We start from the raw sequence: 18,714 nt of genomic DNA on the forward strand, positions 1-18,714 counted from the left end.
TAAACTTTAAACTTCCGCCTACTTACTCTTCAAAATCCTGTACTCTTCATAACACTCGCTGATCGCCTCCAAAACCTGGAGGTCGTTCGCGGTCTTGGCAAAAGATTCGGAATAATTGCAGCGGGCAAGGATTTCGGGAAGGTCTTTCTTGTCGATCCCGAGCAGCACCGCTATGGTCTCGCGGTCGTATTTGGTTTCGAGCAAAGTGCGTATGTTCTGGTCTTTTTTAAGTTCCTTGATCTTCTTGAGCTCTTTCGGTTTCTTGCCGAAAAAATTATAAAGGGCGTCCGCCGGATTGAAAATGGCGCCCATCACCTTTCCGAAGGCACCCGGAGCATACGATCCGCCTTCGTAAGCGCGGTTCAAACCCGCAATGCTGTAGCGGTAATCTTCCTTGCTCGGGATCAATTTCGTGTCGACTTCGAGATAGCCCGTGAGTTGGTAAGGCTGGATGATGACTTCTTCAAGCGCGATCGCCTTCTCCGTAAGATGCACCGTAACGGTTTTGTTCTTGATCCAGTCATTGGAAACCCGCACTTTGATAGGCTGGAATCCGATAAGTGAAAAGTGGAGCGTATCGTTCATTTCGGCCTCGATTTTAAACCGACCGAATTCATCTGTGGTAGAAGCCTTGATCTTGTTCAGGTTGATGATGTTCACGCCCGATAACGGCAAAGACGTATCATCATTCGACACAATACCCGAAACCTGTTGGGGCTGGTTGTCGTTTTGGGCGAAAACACCCGCTGCCAACAGTAAAAAGAGTAAGACTGTAAACGATCTCATGTTTGGTTTTAAAGGTCTAAAAGTAGTAAAACGGGGCTAGACTAAACGTGGGTCGGCCGTAATTATTAATAAATTAACAACATCTGCCAGCGTTATAAAAAGTTAAAGGTTTAAAGTGTAAAGTTGAATCGAGCCCGAACAACCTTAAACCTTAAACCTTAAACTTTAAGCTGACTATCCTCAGTCTTTTCTCGTCCTGCGTGGCTTCGGGCTATCGAAACTATCCGAACGCCTTGGTGCGCGCGATGCAAAACTGTCGGGGCGTTTCCTGTCGCCCGAGTCGTTGGATCCGAATTCTTTCTTGGCGCCGAAGTCTTTTTTGGCTCCGAATTCCTTCTTCCCTCCAAATTCCTTCTTTCCGAAACCTTTGTCGTTGCGGAATCCGCCTTTGTCAGAACGCGTGAAGTTACCTGACTTGCGTCCGCCGTGGTCGCGTCGTCCGCTGTTGTTTTCGTAACCGTCGTTCTTGGAGATTTCCACGTTGACGCGTCGGCCTTCGAGCGTTATGTTGTTCAACGTTTCCACGACGCGCTCGCTATGTTCGGAATCGGTGTTGAAGAAAGAGAAACCTTCCTTGACATCGACTTTGTAGACATCGTCGCGCCCCAGTTCGAGTACTTCCTTAAGGAAATCCTTGAGCTGCATCCAATCGAAATCGTCACGCGATCCGATGTTGATGAAATAACGCGTTCCGCCTCCGGAATGAAGCTTGGCCTCGCGCTGTTCCTGTGGCGATTGTGCCGAAAGGTCGCGGGCGTTCTTCTTGTAATAATTGAGGAAGCGGTTGAATTCCACCGACACCATTTTGGTAATGACTTCTTCTTTCGTCAAATCCTTCATCACCTCGTAAATCGCCGGAAGATAGCTGTCGATTTCGTGGTCGACCTCGACATCCTTGATCTTGTTGGCAAGGTGGAACAATTGTATTTCACAGATTTCGATTCCGGACGGTATCGTCTTTTCCTCGAACTTCTGCTTGATCATTTTTTCGATCGTATGGATCTTGCGCACCTCGCTTTTGGTCACGATCACGATGGACGTTCCCAATTTTCCGGCGCGACCCGTACGGCCCGAGCGGTGGTTGTAGGTTTCAACGTCGTCAGGAAGCTGGTAATTGATGACGTGCGTTACATTGTCGACGTCGATTCCACGGGCGGCAACGTCGGTAGCCACCAACATCTGGATCGCGCGTCCGCGGAACGATTTCATGACCGAATCGCGTTGCGCCTGGGACAAATCCCCGTGCAGAGCCGCGGCATTGTATCCGTCTTCGATGAGTTTTTCAGCTACGTGTTGCGTATCGCGCTTCGTACGACAAAAAATCACAGAGAAAATATCGGGATTCGCATCGGCCAATCGTTTTAACGCTTCATAACGGTCGCGTGCGTTCACCATATAAAATTCGTGGGAAACAGTAGCCGAACCTGAGTTCTTCGTCCCGACGGTAATTTCGGTCGGCTTGCTCATGAACTCCTTTGCGATGCGTGCCACTTCGGCCGGCATCGTAGCTGAGAACAACCACGTTTTCTTTTCGTCAGGTGTCGTAGACAAAATGGCGACGATGTCATCATAGAATCCCATGTTGAGCATTTCGTCGGCCTCGTCAAGGACGCAATAGTTGATTTGTGTGATGTTGACCAAACCACGGTTGATCATATCCTGCATACGACCCGGAGTCGCCACGATGATCTGGGCGCCTTTTCTTACATCTCTCGCTTGCTCTGTTATAGAAGCGCCACCATAAACGGCAACGGTATGCAAACCTTTCACGTACTTGGCGTAATGCTTGATCTCGTTGGTGATCTGAAGGCAAAGTTCCCGCGTCGGTGCGAGGATCAAAGCCTGTGTATTCCTGTTTTCAGTATCTATTTTCTGGATTAGCGGAAAACCGAAGGCGGCTGTTTTACCTGTTCCGGTTTGCGCTAGGGCGACGATGTCGATATCGTCAGCGAGCAATAGGGGAATCGCCTTTTCCTGTACTTCTGATGGAGTCTCAAATCCCATGTCCGCGACAGCTTTTAAAAGGGATTCGTTGAGACCTAATTGTTCGAATTTATTCATTTTATATTTTTAAATTGGGCGCAAAGGTACGTGGAATAAATTGCTAAACCTACAATGATTACGTTTTATTTCTTATTGATAATCAACAAGTTATTTTTTCAGATGCGCCACGAGCTTCGAAAAAGCGATCCCGCGATGGCTCATGGCAGCCTTTTCCTGCATCGGAATTTGCGCAAATGTTAGGGTTTTTCCTTCAGGAACAAACACCGGATCGTAACCGAAGCCTTGATTTCCCTGTTTCGCTTCCGCAATCGTTCCCCTTGCGATTCCCTCGAACAAGTGTTGTTCTCCGTTGAGATTGAGCGCAATGACGGTCTTGAATTGGGCGCCCCGGTTTTCGTTGCCATGAAGTTCGGCAAGCAGCTTGTCCATATTCGCATCGGAATCTTTGGCCGCTCCCGCATAACGGGCGGAATACACTCCGGGTGCCCCATCGAGCGCGTCGACTTCCAAACCGGAATCGTCCGAAAAGCAATCGTAGCCAAAATGCCGGGTCACGTAATCGGCTTTTAGTTTTGCATTGCCCGCAATCGTGTCTGCCGTTTCGGGAATTTCCTCAAAACAACCGATTTCTTCGAGGCCGACCACCTCAATGCCCGACGGAAGCATGGCTTTTATTTCTGCAATTTTATTTTTGTTTGAGGAAGCGAAAACGAGTTTCATCAATCATAATTAATAATGAAATTAATAATGGATGTCGGGCGTCGCGGCGAAAGACGTCGGGCCGGCAAGAAGACGGTGCTTAACCAAACGAAAAATCAAAGCTCTCCCGTCCTCAAAATATTTTCCGGACGGCCGCAATTCTTGAGCAACCTGAAGTGGGAACGCACGGCATGCGTGAACGGATAACAAGTGTACGGCAAATCGTATTCGCGGGCGTACTTCTTAATGATAGGTGTGATCTTCGGATAGTAGGTATGGGCCACCGCCGGGAACAAATGGTGGGCGACGTGATGGGTGAACCCACCGTAGATGAAGTTGGCCACGACACTGTCAGCACTGAAATCCTTGGTGACGATCATTTGGTGTTCGGCCCAGGTCGTGGGCATTTTTCCGTCCTTGGGTGCGATCGGGAACATGGCGTCTTCATCGACGTGGGTCGAGACCAGCGCGACTACCGCTACCAAACTTGCCGATACGTGATAGGCGATCCAGCCTCCAAAAATGATATACCAGGCTTGCGGTAACACAAGGATCGGTAGGATCAGCATATAAACCAGGTTGAAAATTTTCGAGGCGAACAATTTGTAAACCTCCGATTCCGGAATTTTGGTCACCTGCTTGACATAGTTGTCCTTGCGTCCGAAAAAATCCTTGAAATCGCGTATGTAAAGCCAGTTCAGCGTGTAAAGCGGATAAATGAACCACATGTAAATATGCTGGTATTTGTGCAGGCTCAGCAACGGGCTTGTCGGAAAAATCCTGATGATGTCGCTTTGTTTGATGTCGATGTCCCAATCCGGCACATTCGGCAGCGGATGATGCAAACCGATATGACGCTTGTGCCAAAGCCAATTGTTCGTCCCGAAAAGCTCGAGCACATACATAAAGGCGCGGTTGTTTTTAGGGCTTTTGAACAGCGCGCCGTGAGCTGCGTCATGGAACGAGTTGATAAACAACAGGATGGTATTGAAACCGAGCGCCACATAAAAAAAGTACAACCAATAAGTTTGCGCACCCAACCATAAAATACAGCCGTACAGAGCAAAATAGCCGAACAGGAAAAGAAAAGCCTTGACGATGTTCTGCTTGTAATGGTAATCATTTTTTAGGACGGTCTCCTCGACTTCCTTGTGCAACTTGATGTAAAAGTCGTCTGGTTTCGGTTTTTGAAAGACCGGTCGCTTGTTTTGATTCATGTGCTGTTGCCGTTTCGTACGTAAAAATAAAGCCGTCGGGTTACAACCACAAATCGAGAGTGTTAAAATAACGAAGTGGGAATCGGATTAAATTGGAATTTCCAGAATTTTCAAGGCCGGAACAGGAAACTTTCACGGGGCGTATGCATGGCGTAATGGCTCCAATCGGTTCCCAAAACAGTGCGGATGATTTTCTTGAGTACATTGTAATCGCTGGGTTTCTTGATGTAAAGATTGGCCCCGCTGTTAAACGTCGTTTCTATATCCTTATCGGATGAAGACGTGGAATACACCGCAATGGACGTGCTGCTGAAGCGCTCGTTGGATCGGATCTCGTTGATGCACTCGAATCCGCTTTTTCGCGGCATGTTCAAATCGAGGATGACGACATCAGGAGCCAAGTCTGCGGAATTCAGGTAGTCCATCAATTCTTTTCCGTCGCTGAAAGTACGCAACTCTCCATGCACGTCAAGCTCGCTGAACGCCTCGCGGAAAAAGCTGCGGTCGTCCGCATCGTCATCGGTAAGGATGAAACGCGTAGCTGTTTGTCTGGCTGCCATCACCTTTGTTTTGCGCCGCCGACATCTCCCCAAAAACGCCGACCGCAGGTTGCCATAAAGATAATTATAAAATATTGGAAATGAATATTTTGACCGAAAATTATCGGTATTGTCGCGGAACGGTCGCCTTTTTTTAATTTCGATAAGGTATTTCTGATAAACATCGAAATTCGCAAAACAATACCTGGCGCTTATCCGCAGTATTTCGCTAAATTTGGGCAACATTAAAATCCATACTACATGAAACCACTTAAAACGACCATTGCCCTTTTTGCTTTCCTTATCGGATTCGCTTCCCAAGCCCAAGACAAAAAACCACTGAGCACGCCTGAAACCGCTACCGGAAAAATCGGGAATGCGACCGTGACGATCAATTACAGCAGCCCATCGGTGCGCGATCGCGAAATTTGGGGAGCACTCGTCCCTTACGGAAAAATCTGGAGAGCCGGAGCCAATGCCGCCACGACATTCGAGACAGACAAGGCACTTACGATAGAAGGCAAAGAACTTCCGGCAGGAAAATACTCCGTCTTCATAATTCCTTCGAAAGGGGAAGCGGCCGTGATCTTCAACAAAGACCTTGAACAGAGAGGAACCGAAAAATACAACCAGTCGCAGGATCAGCTGCGCGTCGGTGTCAAGACGACTTCGATCCCGAAATCTGAAAAATTGACGTATGTGATCACAGCGAAAGGATTTTCGTTGAACTGGGATACGGTCAGCATTCCGGTCAGCGCGAAATAACGCGAAGTGTCTTTATCGGCCAATTTCGGCTATCGGCCAAAGCGCTATCTAATTTTATATACCAGTTTCGGAAGCCGCGAATTCGCCAATTTGCGGCTTCCTTATTTGATAGATATTGAACGCCACAATTCCAAAAACATGAAAAATATACTGCTGTTCGTTTTTGCTTTGTCGATATTCGGATGCGCTAAGCCCGCATTCGATCCCGAGTGGACCCAGGAGCAAGCCCCGGAAACATTTTCCGCCCGGTTTGAAACCACAAAAGGCAATTTCGATCTGGAAATTACGAGGCGCAACTCCCCAAAGGCAGTCGATCGCTTGTACCAACTGATCCGTCATGGCTATTTCGACAATTCCGTATTTTACCGCGTCGTGCCGCATTACATCGCCCAATTCGGGAATTCCGACCAAGCGATAATGGGACAATGGCGCTCTGTAAAGGTTCCCGATGAACCCGTAATCCTCAGCAACAAAAAAGGAACGATCACCTTCGCCAGGTTCGGAAATGAGACGCGTGACCTCGAGCTATTCATCAACCTCAACGACAATACGGAGCTCGATACGGTCGTAGTCGAAGGCATCAAAGGTTATCCGGCTCTCGGAACAGTTTCGGCCGGCATGGACGTCGTAAAAAAATTATATTCCGGACACGGCGAAAACACCATGGCCAAAGCCGACAATCTCTATCTCGACCGCAACGCCTTCCTGCGATCGTTCCCCAATCTCGACCTCATTAAGAAAGCCTACCTGACCGACAATTAACGTTTGAGTGAAAAGTGGGCCTTGAATTCCTTCTGATTCCCTGACCGATCGCGATATTCAAGAACGAACCAATAATCGGTAGAAGGCAGTGCGTGGCCGTTGTAGCTTCCGTCCCAACCGCTTTGCGAAGATGGCTTCATGGTTTTAAGCAGTTTCCCGTATCGGTCAAACAAATAAATACGCGCGTCTTGCTGGTCGTCAAGTCCTGAAATGTTCCAGGTGTCGTGGAATCCGTCCGCGTTGGGCGTAAAGAATTTCGGATAGTTGAGCAGGAAAAAAGTCACTTCCTCTTCGTCACAACCGTTGACATCGCGCACCAAAATAGTGTGTTCCCCAGACGGCAATCCGTGAAAAATCCCGTGATCCTGCATTAGTTCCCCATCGAGCATAAAACTATAATCTCCCGAGCCGCCATCGACGTGAACCGTTACGGTGCCGTTGCCGGAAAAGTCGCGGGGAATGTCGGCCGCTATCGAAATTCCGCCCGCTGAGGTAACCGTAGCTTGTCCTGATCGGGAACAACCCGTACTAATTTGTGTAGCGGTAACGCTGTAAATTCCTGCTTCCACGGCCGAATGCGAACCCGATGTTTCGCTTAAGACCGCTCCGTCCAACGTCCAGACAAATCCATAATCCAGGTCGGAAAGTCCCGTTTCGAGCAGCAAAGGCGCGATTGCCTGTCCGCTTGGGTCGACGCAAATCACACCTCCCGACAACGCGATCGGCGGCAGTGCATCGATCGTCACGGAAAGCGTCACCGGAACCGTGCACTGATTCGGATTCGGCGTAAAGACGTAGTTGCCGCTGGTTTGGTTGCTGATCGTCCCCGGACTCCACGTTCCCGAAATCCCGTTCGGGGAAACTGTCGCCAACGTCGGAACCGTCGCGTTCTGGCAGAAACTCATCGTCGTGGCAAAATTTGGAACGATCGAATTCGAGATCGTCACGGAAAGCGTTACGGGAACCGCGCATTGATTCGGATTCGGCGTAAAGACGTAATTGCCGCTGGTTTGGTTGCTGATCGTCCCCGGATTCCACGTTCCCGAAATCCCGTTCGGGGAAACCGTCGCCAATGTCGGAACCGTCGCGTTTTGACAGAAACTCATCGTCGTGGCAAAATTCGGAAAAATCGAATTCGAAATCGTCACGGAAAGCGTTACCGGAACCGCGCATTGATTCGGATTCGGCGTAAAGACGTAGTTGCCGCTGGTTTGGTTGCTGATTGTCCCCGGACTCCACGTTCCCGAAATTCCGTTCGGGGAAACCGTCGCCAATGTCGGGACCGTCGCGTTTTGACAGAAACTCATCGTCGTGGTAAAATTCGGAACGATGGAATTCGAGATCGTCACGGAAAGCGTCACGGGAACCGCGCATTGGTTCGGATTCGGCGTAAAAACGTAATTGCCGCTGGTTTGATTGCTGATCGTCCCCGGACTCCACGTTCCCGAAATCCCGTTCGGGGAAACCGTCGCCAGCGCCGGAACCGTTGCGTTCTGGCAGAAACTCATCGTCGTGGTAAAATTCGGAACGATGGAATTCGAGATCGTCACGGACAACGTCACCGGAACCGCACATTGGTTCGGATTCGGCGTAAAGACGTAATTGCCGCTGGTTTGATTGCTGATCGTCCCCGGACTCCACGTTCCCGAAATCCCGTTCGGGGAAACCGTCGCCAACACCGGGACCGTCGCATTTTGGCAGAAACTCATCGTCGTGGCAAAATTCGGAAAAATCGAATTCGAAATCGTCACGGAAAGCGTTACCGGAACCGCGCATTGATTCGGATTCGGCGTAAAGACGTAGTTGCCGCTGGTTTGGTTGCTGATCGTCGCAGGACTCCACGTTCCCGAAATTCCGTTCGGGGAAACCGTCGCCAATGTCGGGACCGTCGCGTTTTGACAGAAACTCATCGTCGTGGCAAAATTCGGAACAATCGAATTCGAAATAGTCACGGACAACGTAACCGGAACCGCGCATTGGTTCGGATTCGGCGTAAAGACATAGTTGCCGCTGGTTTGGTTGCTGATCGTCCCCGGATTCCACGTTCCCGAAATCCCGTTCGGGGAAACCGTCGCCAACGCCGGAACCGTTGCGTTTTGGCAGAAACTCATCGTCGTGGTAAAATTCGGAACGATCGAATTCGAAATCGTCACGGAAAGCGTCACCGGAACCGCGCATTGATTCGGATTCGGCGTAAAGACGTAGTTGCCGCTGGTTTGGTTGCTGATCGTCGCCGGACTCCACGTTCCCGAAATCCCGTTCGGGGAAACCGTCGCCAACGTTGGGACCGTCGCGTTCTGGCAGAAACTCATCGTCGTGGTAAAATTCGGAACAATCGAATTCGAAATAGTCACGGACAACGTCACCGGAACCGCGCATTGGTTCGGATTCGGCGTAAAAACGTAATTGCCGCTGGTTTGATTGCTGATCGTCCCCGGACTCCACGTTCCCGAAATCCCGTTCGGGGAAACCGTCGCCAATGTCGGAACCGTCGCGTTTTGGCAGAAACTCATCGTCGTGGTAAAATTCGGAACAATCGAATTCGAAATAGTCACGGACAACGTAACCGGAACCGCGCATTGATTCGGATTCGGCGTAAAGACGTAGTTGCCGCTGGTTTGATTGCTGATCGTCCCCGGATTCCACGTTCCCGAAATGCCGTTCGGGGAAACTGTCGCCAACGTCGGAACCGTCGCGTTCTGGCAGAAACTCATCGTCGTTGCGAAATTCGGTATGGCCGCCGGCGTCACGTTTATCGTAACCGTGTCGGTGATTTCTGCGCCGCAGGAATTTGTCGCGGTCAACGTCACGACAACGGTGCCGCTTGCATTGGCCGGTATCGTATACGTCGTATTCAATGCCGATGGAGCCGAAAACGTTCCCGAAGCCGCAGACCAACTTACCGATTGGTGGCCCTGTGCCTGTCCGCTTAGCGAAACCGAATTGCCGGCACAGCCACTCGCGTTGTTTCCGGCCTCAACCGTAAACAGAGGAACCGGAGCCGAACAACCGTTGTTGATATACGTTGCTTGCCCGGATGCCGAAAAAAGTACCGTGGCTCCGTCCGCGGCTGTCGTTCCTCCGGTTTGGTTGACGAGTAGCGCCCGGTTGTATGTGACCGAATCGGTGCATCCGCCGGACGAAATCGAAAGCGTCCTGTTGCCCGTGCCGGAGTTGGCGAAATGTCCCGTCGAGGTCGTCGGGTTGTTCTGGAACAAAATGTAGATATCTTCCGTAATCGCACCGAATTCATTCTCGAAAGTACTCATCATGTAGCTCGTGACAAGAATGACCGTCGCGTTTGCCGGAATCGTTCCGCCTGTGGGCTGAATCAGCTCTCCGCAACCGCCGGCCGCAAGAATATCCGCGTTTAGCGTCGCCACCTTTTGGGCCGTGGTCGCGTTCTGTACCAACCCTGTCCAACTGTTGTTAGGCCAGTTGACTGAAAAATTGGATATGTTCAAAGGCGTATTCCCGACCTTGAGGCGCACCATCTCGTTAAGACCTTCGTCCGTACCGCAAGCGTCGACAAGAATGCTTTCTATCTGGAAACATTGGGAACGCGCCGTCTGCGAAAAAAATCCGCAAAGCAGGACGAACAGACACGCGCAGAGGTGTTTTATCTTCATGTGGTATTTTTAAAAGCGGCGAAAAGTAGTGTATTTTTTACTTACTGTCACTTTTTTTGGTTTACTAAAACATTATGAATCAGGACCGTCACATTTTTGCTCCGAATCCTAGTGGCAATGTCCTGGACTTGACGCAATCCGTCAGGCTTTTCTAATCAAATATACCCAACCCGTGCGTACTTTCCCGCTTGTTGTCGTCAAAGCGTAATAATACGTGCCGTCCGGAAGTTCGTTGCCGTTGTCGGATTGTCCGTGCCATTCTTTCGTATAATTGCGCTTGCTGAATACTCCCAGGCCGTATCGATTGAATATCTTCAGTTCCGATACGTCAAGGCCGGAAAGGTCAAAATCGTCGTTGGCGCCATCTCCATTAGGCGAAACACCTTTGGGGATCGTACAAAAAATTCCGTTTACCGTTGCGCTGTCAGTGAGCTCGCAACCGGAGGAAAGCCGTACCGAAACGTTAAATACCGCCGGAAAGGAAACCGATGTACCACCGATGACGTCAGTCAAATTGAGCGTCAACGAATTTCCGATGACCACGCCCGAAGCGTCCGTCCATTCAATTTCCGGGTTCGGGTCGGAAATGCCATCCGCGTTAAGCTGCAACATATAATCCCCGGATTCGCAGAACTGATCGATCCTAATTACGGGATTCGACAAGGTTACCGTCAACGTAACCGCCTGTGCGCATTGCCCGGCGGTCGGAGTAAATACGTAAATTCCGCTTGATTGGTTGTCGATCATCGCCGGATTCCACGTTCCCGAAATCCCGTTAGGGGAAGTCGTCTCCAAAACCGAAGCCGTCGCGCCTTGGCAAAGCGTGAGTTGTGTTTGGAAATCTGGCGCGACACTATTTGTGATGGTTACCGAAAGCGTCGTGGCGATCGCACATTGGCCGGCGTTCGGCGTAAACGTGTATGTCCCGCTTGCCTGATTGTTGATCGTCGCCGGATTCCACGTTCCCGAGATCCCGTTAGGAGAAGTCGTCGCCAAAACCGGAGCCGCCGCGCCTTGGCAAAGCGTGAATTGTGTTTGGAAATCTGGCGCGACACTATTTGTGATGGTTACCGAAAGCGTCGTGGCGATCGCACATTGACCGGCGTTCGGCGTAAACGTGTATGTCCCGCTTGCCTGATTATTGATCGTCGCCGGATTCCACGTTCCCGAGATTCCGTTAGGAGAAGTCGTCGCCAAAACCGGAGCCGTAGCGTCTTGGCAAAGCGTGAGTTGCGTTTGGAAATTAGGCGTGATGCCGTTTGTGATGGTCACCGAAAGCGTCGTGGCGATCGCACATTGGCCGGCGTTTGGCGTAAAAGTGTATGTCCCGCTTGCCTGATTGTTGATCGTCGCCGGATTCCACGTTCCCGAAATCCCGTTAGGGGAAGTCGTCGCCAAAACCGGAGCCGTCGCGCCTTGGCAAAGCGTGAATTGTGTTTGGAAATCTGGCGCGACACTATTTGTAATGGTCACCGAAAGCGTCGTGGCGATCGCACATTGGCCGGCGTTCGGCGTAAAAGTGTATGTCCCGCTTGCCTGATTGTTGATCGTCGCCGGATTCCACGTTCCCGAGATTCCGTTAGGAGAAGTCGTCGCCAAAACCGGAGCCGTCGCGCCTTGGCAAAGCGTGAGTTGCGTTTGGAAATTAGGCGTGATGCCGTTTGTGATGGTCACCGAAAGCGTCGTGGCGATCGCACATTGGCCAGCTGTTGGAGTAAAAGTGTATGTCCCGCTTGCCTGATTGTTGATCGTCGCCGGATTCCACGTTCCCGAAATCCCGTTAGGGGAAGTCGTCGCCAAAACCGGAGCCGTCGCGCCTTGGCAAAGCGTCAGTTGCGTTTGGAAATTAGGCGTGATGGCCGGCGTAACATTGACAATTATAATATCCGAAACGGTGGCGCCGCAACTATTGGTGCCGGTCAGCGTCAGCGTGATCGCTCCAGTGGCCTGAGGACTGAGTGTATAGGTCGTGGAAAGGTTCGATGCGGCTGAGAAAGTCCCCGAAGCTGCCGTCCATTGTACCGATTGCTGGCCTTGAGCCGAGCCGTTCAAGTTGATTTGAGATCCGGCGCAGGCTGTGAGCGGAGCAGCTCCGGCATCGACGGTAAACGGAGGTACGGGTGCCGAACATCCGTTGTTGATATAAGTAGCCTGGCCGCCTGGCGTAAATTGGACGGTCGCTCCATCGCCCGCGGTTTGCGCACCGTTCTGGTCGATGAGCAGCGCGCGGTTGTACGTGACCGAATCCGAACAATCTCCGAACGAAACCTGAAGCGTACGCATTCCGGTACCTGAATTGGCGAAATGGCCGCTTGTCGTGCTCGGATTGTTTTGGAACAGCATGTAAATCGTATCGGTGATCGGGCCGAACTGGTTCAACGACGTATCGAAGTTGAAACTCGTGACGAGAATCACAACGGCATTGGCCGGGAGCACACCATTGGTCGGCTGGAGCAATTGTCCGCAGCCGCCCGCAGCGAGAATGTCAGCGTTGAGCGCCGCTACCTTTGACGCCGTGACACCGTTCTGGACAAGGCCTTCCCAGTCGTTGTTCGGCCAGTTCACATTGAGGTTCGAGGTGTTCAACGCGGCATTTCCGACCCGGAAGCGCACCATTTCGTTGAGCCCTTCCTCCGGCCCGCAAGCGTCGACGAGAATGCTCTCGATTTGCAGACATTGTGAAAATGAATAAGTTGAGAACAAAAACAGCAACAATCCGTAGAAATATTTCATAAGTAATGATTTGCGTAAAAAGCGGCGCAAAATACGGCATTTTCTTACGCAATGCATTACTAAATCGTTATGTTATGCATTTTGTCCGCTACGGAAATTTCGCACGCCCTCAAAACGGAATCCGTGCTGCGGCCAAAAGCAGAAATAAAAATCATTCTCGCGTTCTTTTCCTCGTTTCCGCTGCAAAATTTTATCTTTGCAACCGCTAAACACACACTCATGCAGCTCAACGAACTCAACGCCATTTCCCCTATCGACGGACGCTACCGCAACAAGACCAATTCGCTTTCTCCTTATTTTTCCGAAGAAGCGCTAATCCGCTACCGCGTTTTGGTAGAGATCGAGTATTTTATTGCGCTTTGCCAGATCCCGCTGCCGCAATTGGCGGGCGTCGACAGCACCGTGTTTGGCAAGTTGCGCGACATCTACAAAGATTTCACTTCAGATGATGCCACTTCGATAAAAGAAATTGAAAAGACCACGAATCACGATGTCAAAGCGGTCGAATATTTCATCAAGAAGGCGTTTGACGATTTGGGACTGTCCGATTTCAAGGAATTCATCCATTTCGGGTTGACTTCCCAAGATATAAACAACACTGCAATTCCGCTTTCGACGAAAGAAGCGTTCGAAAATGTCTATTTGAAGTTGCTCGTAAAGCTCGTCAGCAGACTCAAAGACCTCAGCCTCGAATGGGCCGATATTCCCATGCTTGCACGTACCCACGGACAACCGGCTTCCCCTACCCGGCTCGGCAAGGAAATCGCGGTCTTTGTGGAGCGCCTCGAAGAACAGATGCGGTTGTTGTTCAATATTCCGTTTGCCGCGAAATTCGGTGGTGCGACGGGAAATTTCAATGCACATCACGTCGCTTATCCCGAGATTTCCTGGCAACAGTTCGGGCGTAATTTCGTAGAAAAACAGCTCGGGCTCCAACACTCTTTCCCGACAACGCAAATCGAGCATTACGATCACTTCGCCGCGTTTTTCGACGCCCTGAAGCGCATCAATACGATCGTCATTGACCTCGACCGCGACATCTGGACATATGTTTCCATGGATTATTTCAAGCAGAAGATCAAGGCGGGTGAAGTCGGATCATCGGCCATGCCGCACAAAGTCAATCCTATCGATTTCGAGAATTCCGAGGGCAACCTGGGCATCGCCAACGCGGTTTTTGAGCATCTTTCGGCCAAACTTCCGTTGTCGAGGTTGCAGCGCGATCTTACCGACAGCACGGTTTTGCGCAACATAGGCGTTCCATTCGGCCATACGTTGATCGCTTTCGAGGCCACGCTCAAAGGCCTTGACAAATTGCTTCTCAACGCCGACAAATTCGCAGAAGACCTCGAAAAGAACTGGGCCGTCGTGGCAGAAGCCATACAGACGATCTTGAGACGCGAAGCCTATCCGAATCCATACGAAGCACTGAAAGGCCTGACGCGCACCAATTCCGTCATCGACAAAAAAGCGATACACGAATTCATCGGGACGCTCGAAGTTTCTGATGCGATCAAGGCCGAGCTCTTGAAGATCACGCCTTCGAATTACATCGGGATCTGAGTTTTGCCGCGGGAGAAATCTCTCACGTAAATTCTACTTGCCCATTCGCTAATTGACTAATTGACTAATTCGCTAATCGACTAATTCGCTAATTGACTAATTCGCTAATTCGCTAATTGACAAATTCGCTAATTTTCTTATCTTCCGTCCAATAAAATTCTACGCCATACATGAGTGCAGCAGCCGAAACGTCACACCATCTCTATCCGCTGATCAGCGATTTGGGCCTCATTTTGATGACCGCCGGAGTCGCCGTCCTTCTGTTCAAGAAAATCAAGCAGCCGTTAGTCCTGGGTTATCTCATCGCAGGATTTCTGGCAGGTAGCAACTTCGATTTTTTTCCTTCGGTAAAAGACACGAAAAGTGTGGAGGTCTGGGCCGAAATCGGTGTGATATTCCTGTTGTTCAGCCTAGGGCTTGAATTCAGTTTCAAGAAACTCATGAAAGTCGGCGGAACGGCTTCAATCACGGCCATTACCCAAATCGTCTGCATGTGCATCTTCGGCTATTTCACAGGCGTTTTGATGGGATGGGGCAAAATGGACAGTATTTTCCTTGGCGTGATCCTGTCGATTTCCTCTACGACGATCATCCTGCGCGCATTTGATGAATTGGGCGTCAAAAGCCAGAAGTTTGCCGGCATCGTCTTCGGAGCACTTATCGTGGAAGACATCGTGGCCATCGTGATGATGGTATTGCTTTCTACGATTGCCGTAAGCCAACAGTTTTCGGGTATGGAGCTCATAGAATCGGTACTCAAGCTGATCTTTTTCCTGACGCTGTGGTTTCTCGGCGGCATCTTCTTTATCCCGACGTTGCTCAAAAAAGCCAAGAATCTATTGTCTGACGAAATGCTGCTCATCATATCGATCGCGTTGTGTTTGCTCATGGTCATTTTGGCCGCGAATGTCGGATTTTCACCGGCCCTGGGCGCGTTCATCATGGGATCGATCATAGCCGAAACCACGCAGGCGGAACACATAGAGCACCTCATCAAACCGGTAAAAGACCTTTTTGGAGCCGTTTTCTTTGTGTCCGTGGGAATGTTGATCAACATCGACACGCTTGTGGAATACACGATTCCCGTGATGATCATCACGTTGGTGACGATTTTCGGGAAGTCGCTGAGTTCCACCATTGGAGCGCTGCTTTCGGGCCAACCGCTCAAACAGTCGGTACAGACGGGCATGAGCCTTGCCCAAATCGGGGAATTCTCGTTTATCATAGCGACATTGGGCATGACGCTCAACGTGACGAGCAGCTTTTTGTATCCCGTGGTCGTCGCCGTTTCGGCCGTGACGACGTTCACGACACCTTTCCTGATCAAGGCTTCGACAAAAATGTCCGTGAGGCTCGAAAAAGCGATGCCGCGCAAATGGCTCAAACGCATCGAGCGCTACAGTGCCAATGCCCAATCGATAAAGTCGGTGAGCAACTGGCAGATCGTCATAAGGGCATACCTCATCCAGATCGCGATCCATTCGATGATCATCATCGGCATTATATTGTTGTCGGCGAATTACCTGTTGCCATTGCTCGATTTCCGTTTCGGTAACGTCGTGGCGGCTTTTCTCACACTCGTCATATTGGCTCCTTTTTTCTGGGCACTTTCACTGAGGCGCGTGGCCGTTGACCAGGTACAGGAACTCATGTCCGAACGCAAATACCGCGGCCCTATCGTAATGATGGTGCTTTTCCGATTCGTGATGACGCTCGTCTACATAGGATTCTTGCTCGACAATTTCTTTTCTCCCCAAATCGCGTTTTTTGCCTTTTGCATCTCGATTGTGATCTATGCGATTTTCAGGAAGTGGATCAACCGACAATACCACAAGATCGAAACGCGTTTCATGAAGAATCTCAACGCCCGGGAAATCATCCGCAACAAGCGCCAACGCTCGGACCTCACGCCTTGGGAAGGCCATATGACGCTTTTCGACATCGCCAAGGAATCCAATATCGCAGGCCGAACGCTCGCGGAACTACAACTGCGCGAACAAATGGGAATCAACGTCGCCTTTATCAGACGGGGCGAAATCACGATCAACATTCCCAGCAGGAACGAACGCCTTTTCCCTGGGGACGAAATCTGTGTGATCGCGACCGACGCCCAGGTCACGGAGTTCAAAAAATACCTCGACCGCAACGAGATCGACGCTCCCGACGAAGGTTCGCAACCCGAAATCGTCTTGCAGCAACTCGAGCTTCACAACCAGGATTACATCGGCAAAAGCATCCGACAATCGCAATTGCGCGAAAAGACAAAGGGTTTGGTGGTCGGAATCGAACGCAAGGGAAATCGAATATTGAATCCCGATTCCCATCTGATCCTCGAAAAAGACGACATTCTCTGGATCGTGGGCGACAAAAAACTTTTGGCTACATTGCTTTTGGAACATGACGAGCCGACCGTTGGGTAAGCGTTAATGAACCTCATTGACCCGAATCATGGCGTAAAATCGTTTTAATCGCCATAAAAAAAACGCGACAGTTTCCCATCGCGTCCAGTGCATATAGCCTTGCGACTATTATCTCGAATAATTCGGCGCTTCCTTGGTGATCGTCACGTTATGCGGATGGCTTTCGGTAATCCCGCTCGAGGTAATGCGCACGAATCGCCCGGTTTCCTGTAAAGTCGGAATGTCTTTGGCACCGCAATAACCCATTCCCGCGCGCAAGCCGCCAATGAATTGCTGCATGCTCTCGTTGAGTTCGCCTTTATAAGGGACGCGACCGACGATTCCTTCGGGAACCAGTTTCTTGATGTCGTCTTCCACATCTTGGAAATAGCGGTCTTTCGAGCCTTCTTTCATGGCTTCGACCGAGCCCATTCCGCGGTAGGATTTAAATTTTCTTCCTTCAAAAATGATCGTTTCACCCGGGGATTCCTTTGTCCCGGCGAGCAGCGAGCCCATCATGACCGAATCGGCTCCGGCTGCAATGGCTTTCGGGATATCGCCCGTGTAACGGATTCCGCCGTCTGCGATCACCGGAATTCCCGATCCTTTAAGGGCGGCGGCAACCTCGAGAACGGCCGAAAACTGCGGAAATCCGACACCGGCCACGACTCTTGTCGTACAGATCGAGCCCGGACCAATTCCCACCTTTACGCCATCGGCACCGTTTTCTGCGAGATATTTCGCGGCTTCCGGCGTGGCGATATTGCCCACGACGACATCTACCTGGGGAAATCGTTCCTTTACGGATTTGAGAATGCCCACCACGCCTTGCGTATGCCCGTGGGCCGTGTCGATGATGATCGCATCTACGCCTGCGTTGACAAGCGCTTCGGCACGGTCGACGGCATCTCCGGTCACGCCGATGGCGGCTGCGACGCGCAAACGCCCAAGGCTGTCCTTATTGGCAATCGGCTTTTGGGTAAGTTTGGTAATGTCGCGAAAAGTGATCAATCCGACCAAAGTATTGTTGGAATCGACCACCGGAAGTTTCTCGATTTTCTTTCCCTGGAGGATGACTTCAGCTTCCTGAAGTGACGTTCCCTCGGCTACGGTGACCAACGGCATGGCCGTCATGACCTCGGAAATCGCGCGGTTGTTGTCTTTTTCAAAACGAAGGTCGCGGTTGGTCACGATCCCGACGAGTTTTTTGTTGCCGTCGACGATCGGGATGCCGCCTATGCCGAATTCGCGCATCGCTTGCTTGGCATCTGCTACGGTCGAAGTCTGTGGAAGCGTTACCGGATCGATGATCATGCCGGACTCAGCCCGTTTGACTTTGCGGACTTTGGCGGCTTGCTGCTCGATGGTCATGTTCTTGTGGAGCACGCCGATCCCGCCTTCCTGCGCCATCGCAATTGCCATGGAACTTTCCGTTACCGTATCCATTGCGGCGGAAACGATAGGAACGTTCAGCGTTATATTTTTGGAGAATTTCGACTGTATGCTGACTTCGCGCGGCAAAACAGAAGAATAATTTGGAACCAACAGTACATCATCGTAAGTAAGGCCTTCACCGATGATTTTGGAAGTGTGTGCGTTCATGTGGCAATTAACGGTT

The 18,714-nt window shown here is 50.7% G+C and carries 12 protein-coding genes; 4 read left to right on the forward strand and 8 right to left on the reverse strand.

Annotated elements, in window-relative coordinates; genetic code table 11:
* Positions 1-18 precede the first annotated feature (18 nt).
* From HC229_RS03340 to HC229_RS03360, 5 genes are all read right to left on the reverse strand, one after another.
* Positions 19-786: a carboxypeptidase-like regulatory domain-containing protein gene (locus HC229_RS03340; protein WP_191019010.1), complete on the reverse strand. Its 768-nt coding sequence runs from the start codon at positions 784-786 to the stop codon at positions 19-21.
* A gap of 180 nt (positions 787-966) precedes the next feature.
* Positions 967-2,847: a DEAD/DEAH box helicase gene (locus tag HC229_RS03345; RefSeq protein WP_191019011.1), complete on the reverse strand. Its 1,881-nt coding sequence runs from the start codon at positions 2,845-2,847 to the stop codon at positions 967-969.
* Positions 2,848-2,937: 90 nt separating this feature from the next.
* Positions 2,938-3,510 carry a non-canonical purine NTP diphosphatase gene (locus HC229_RS03350; protein WP_191019012.1) on the reverse strand — a complete coding sequence of 191 codons (573 nt, stop codon included), beginning with the start codon at positions 3,508-3,510 and terminating at the stop codon, positions 2,938-2,940.
* 95 nt (positions 3,511-3,605) lie between these two features.
* Positions 3,606-4,706: a fatty acid desaturase family protein gene (locus HC229_RS03355; RefSeq protein WP_191019013.1), complete on the reverse strand. Its 1,101-nt coding sequence runs from the start codon at positions 4,704-4,706 to the stop codon at positions 3,606-3,608.
* Positions 4,707-4,816: 110 nt separating this feature from the next.
* On the reverse strand, positions 4,817-5,266 hold the full coding sequence (locus HC229_RS03360) for a response regulator (RefSeq protein ID WP_191019014.1): 450 nt from the start codon (positions 5,264-5,266) through the stop codon (positions 4,817-4,819).
* A gap of 240 nt (positions 5,267-5,506) precedes the next feature.
* Between HC229_RS03360 and HC229_RS03365 the strand changes: the two genes are divergently transcribed.
* The gene (locus tag HC229_RS03365; RefSeq protein ID WP_191019015.1) at positions 5,507-6,010 is read left to right on the forward strand and encodes a DUF2911 domain-containing protein; all 504 of its coding nucleotides are present in this window, start codon (positions 5,507-5,509) and stop codon (positions 6,008-6,010) included.
* Between the two features lie 138 nt (positions 6,011-6,148).
* Positions 6,149-6,772 (forward strand): peptidylprolyl isomerase, encoded by a 624-nt coding sequence (locus HC229_RS03370; RefSeq protein ID WP_191019016.1) that lies wholly within the window; start codon positions 6,149-6,151, stop codon positions 6,770-6,772.
* Here HC229_RS03370 and HC229_RS03375 read toward each other — a convergent pair.
* Both HC229_RS03375 and HC229_RS03380 read right to left on the reverse strand, forming a co-directional pair.
* On the reverse strand, positions 6,769-10,401 hold the full coding sequence (locus tag HC229_RS03375) for a T9SS type B sorting domain-containing protein (RefSeq protein WP_191019017.1): 3,633 nt from the start codon (positions 10,399-10,401) through the stop codon (positions 6,769-6,771). The genes HC229_RS03370 and HC229_RS03375 overlap by 4 nt on opposite strands.
* Before the next feature lie 141 nt (positions 10,402-10,542).
* On the reverse strand, positions 10,543-13,134 hold the full coding sequence (locus HC229_RS03380) for a T9SS type B sorting domain-containing protein (protein ID WP_191019018.1): 2,592 nt from the start codon (positions 13,132-13,134) through the stop codon (positions 10,543-10,545).
* Positions 13,135-13,353: 219 nt separating this feature from the next.
* Here HC229_RS03380 and purB point away from each other — a divergent pair, with 219 nt between their 5' ends.
* Together purB and HC229_RS03390 are read left to right on the forward strand one after the other, a co-directional pair.
* Positions 13,354-14,697 carry an adenylosuccinate lyase gene (gene purB, locus HC229_RS03385; protein ID WP_191019019.1) on the forward strand — a complete coding sequence of 448 codons (1,344 nt, stop codon included), beginning with the start codon at positions 13,354-13,356 and terminating at the stop codon, positions 14,695-14,697.
* A 170-nt stretch (positions 14,698-14,867) separates the two neighbouring features.
* A complete protein-coding gene (locus HC229_RS03390; protein ID WP_191019020.1) occupies positions 14,868-17,117 on the forward strand; it encodes a cation:proton antiporter domain-containing protein in 2,250 nt (749 codons plus the stop codon).
* A 108-nt stretch (positions 17,118-17,225) separates the two neighbouring features.
* Here the strand turns inward: HC229_RS03390 and guaB are convergent, their stop codons facing one another.
* On the reverse strand, positions 17,226-18,698 hold the full coding sequence (guaB, locus tag HC229_RS03395; protein ID WP_191019021.1) for an IMP dehydrogenase: 1,473 nt from the start codon (positions 18,696-18,698) through the stop codon (positions 17,226-17,228).
* Positions 18,699-18,714: the final 16 nt, after the last annotated feature.

Origin of the sequence: Flavobacterium selenitireducens (genome assembly GCF_014748335.1) — a bacterium.
Classification (GTDB): Bacteria; Bacteroidota; Bacteroidia; order Flavobacteriales; family Flavobacteriaceae; genus Flavobacterium; species Flavobacterium selenitireducens.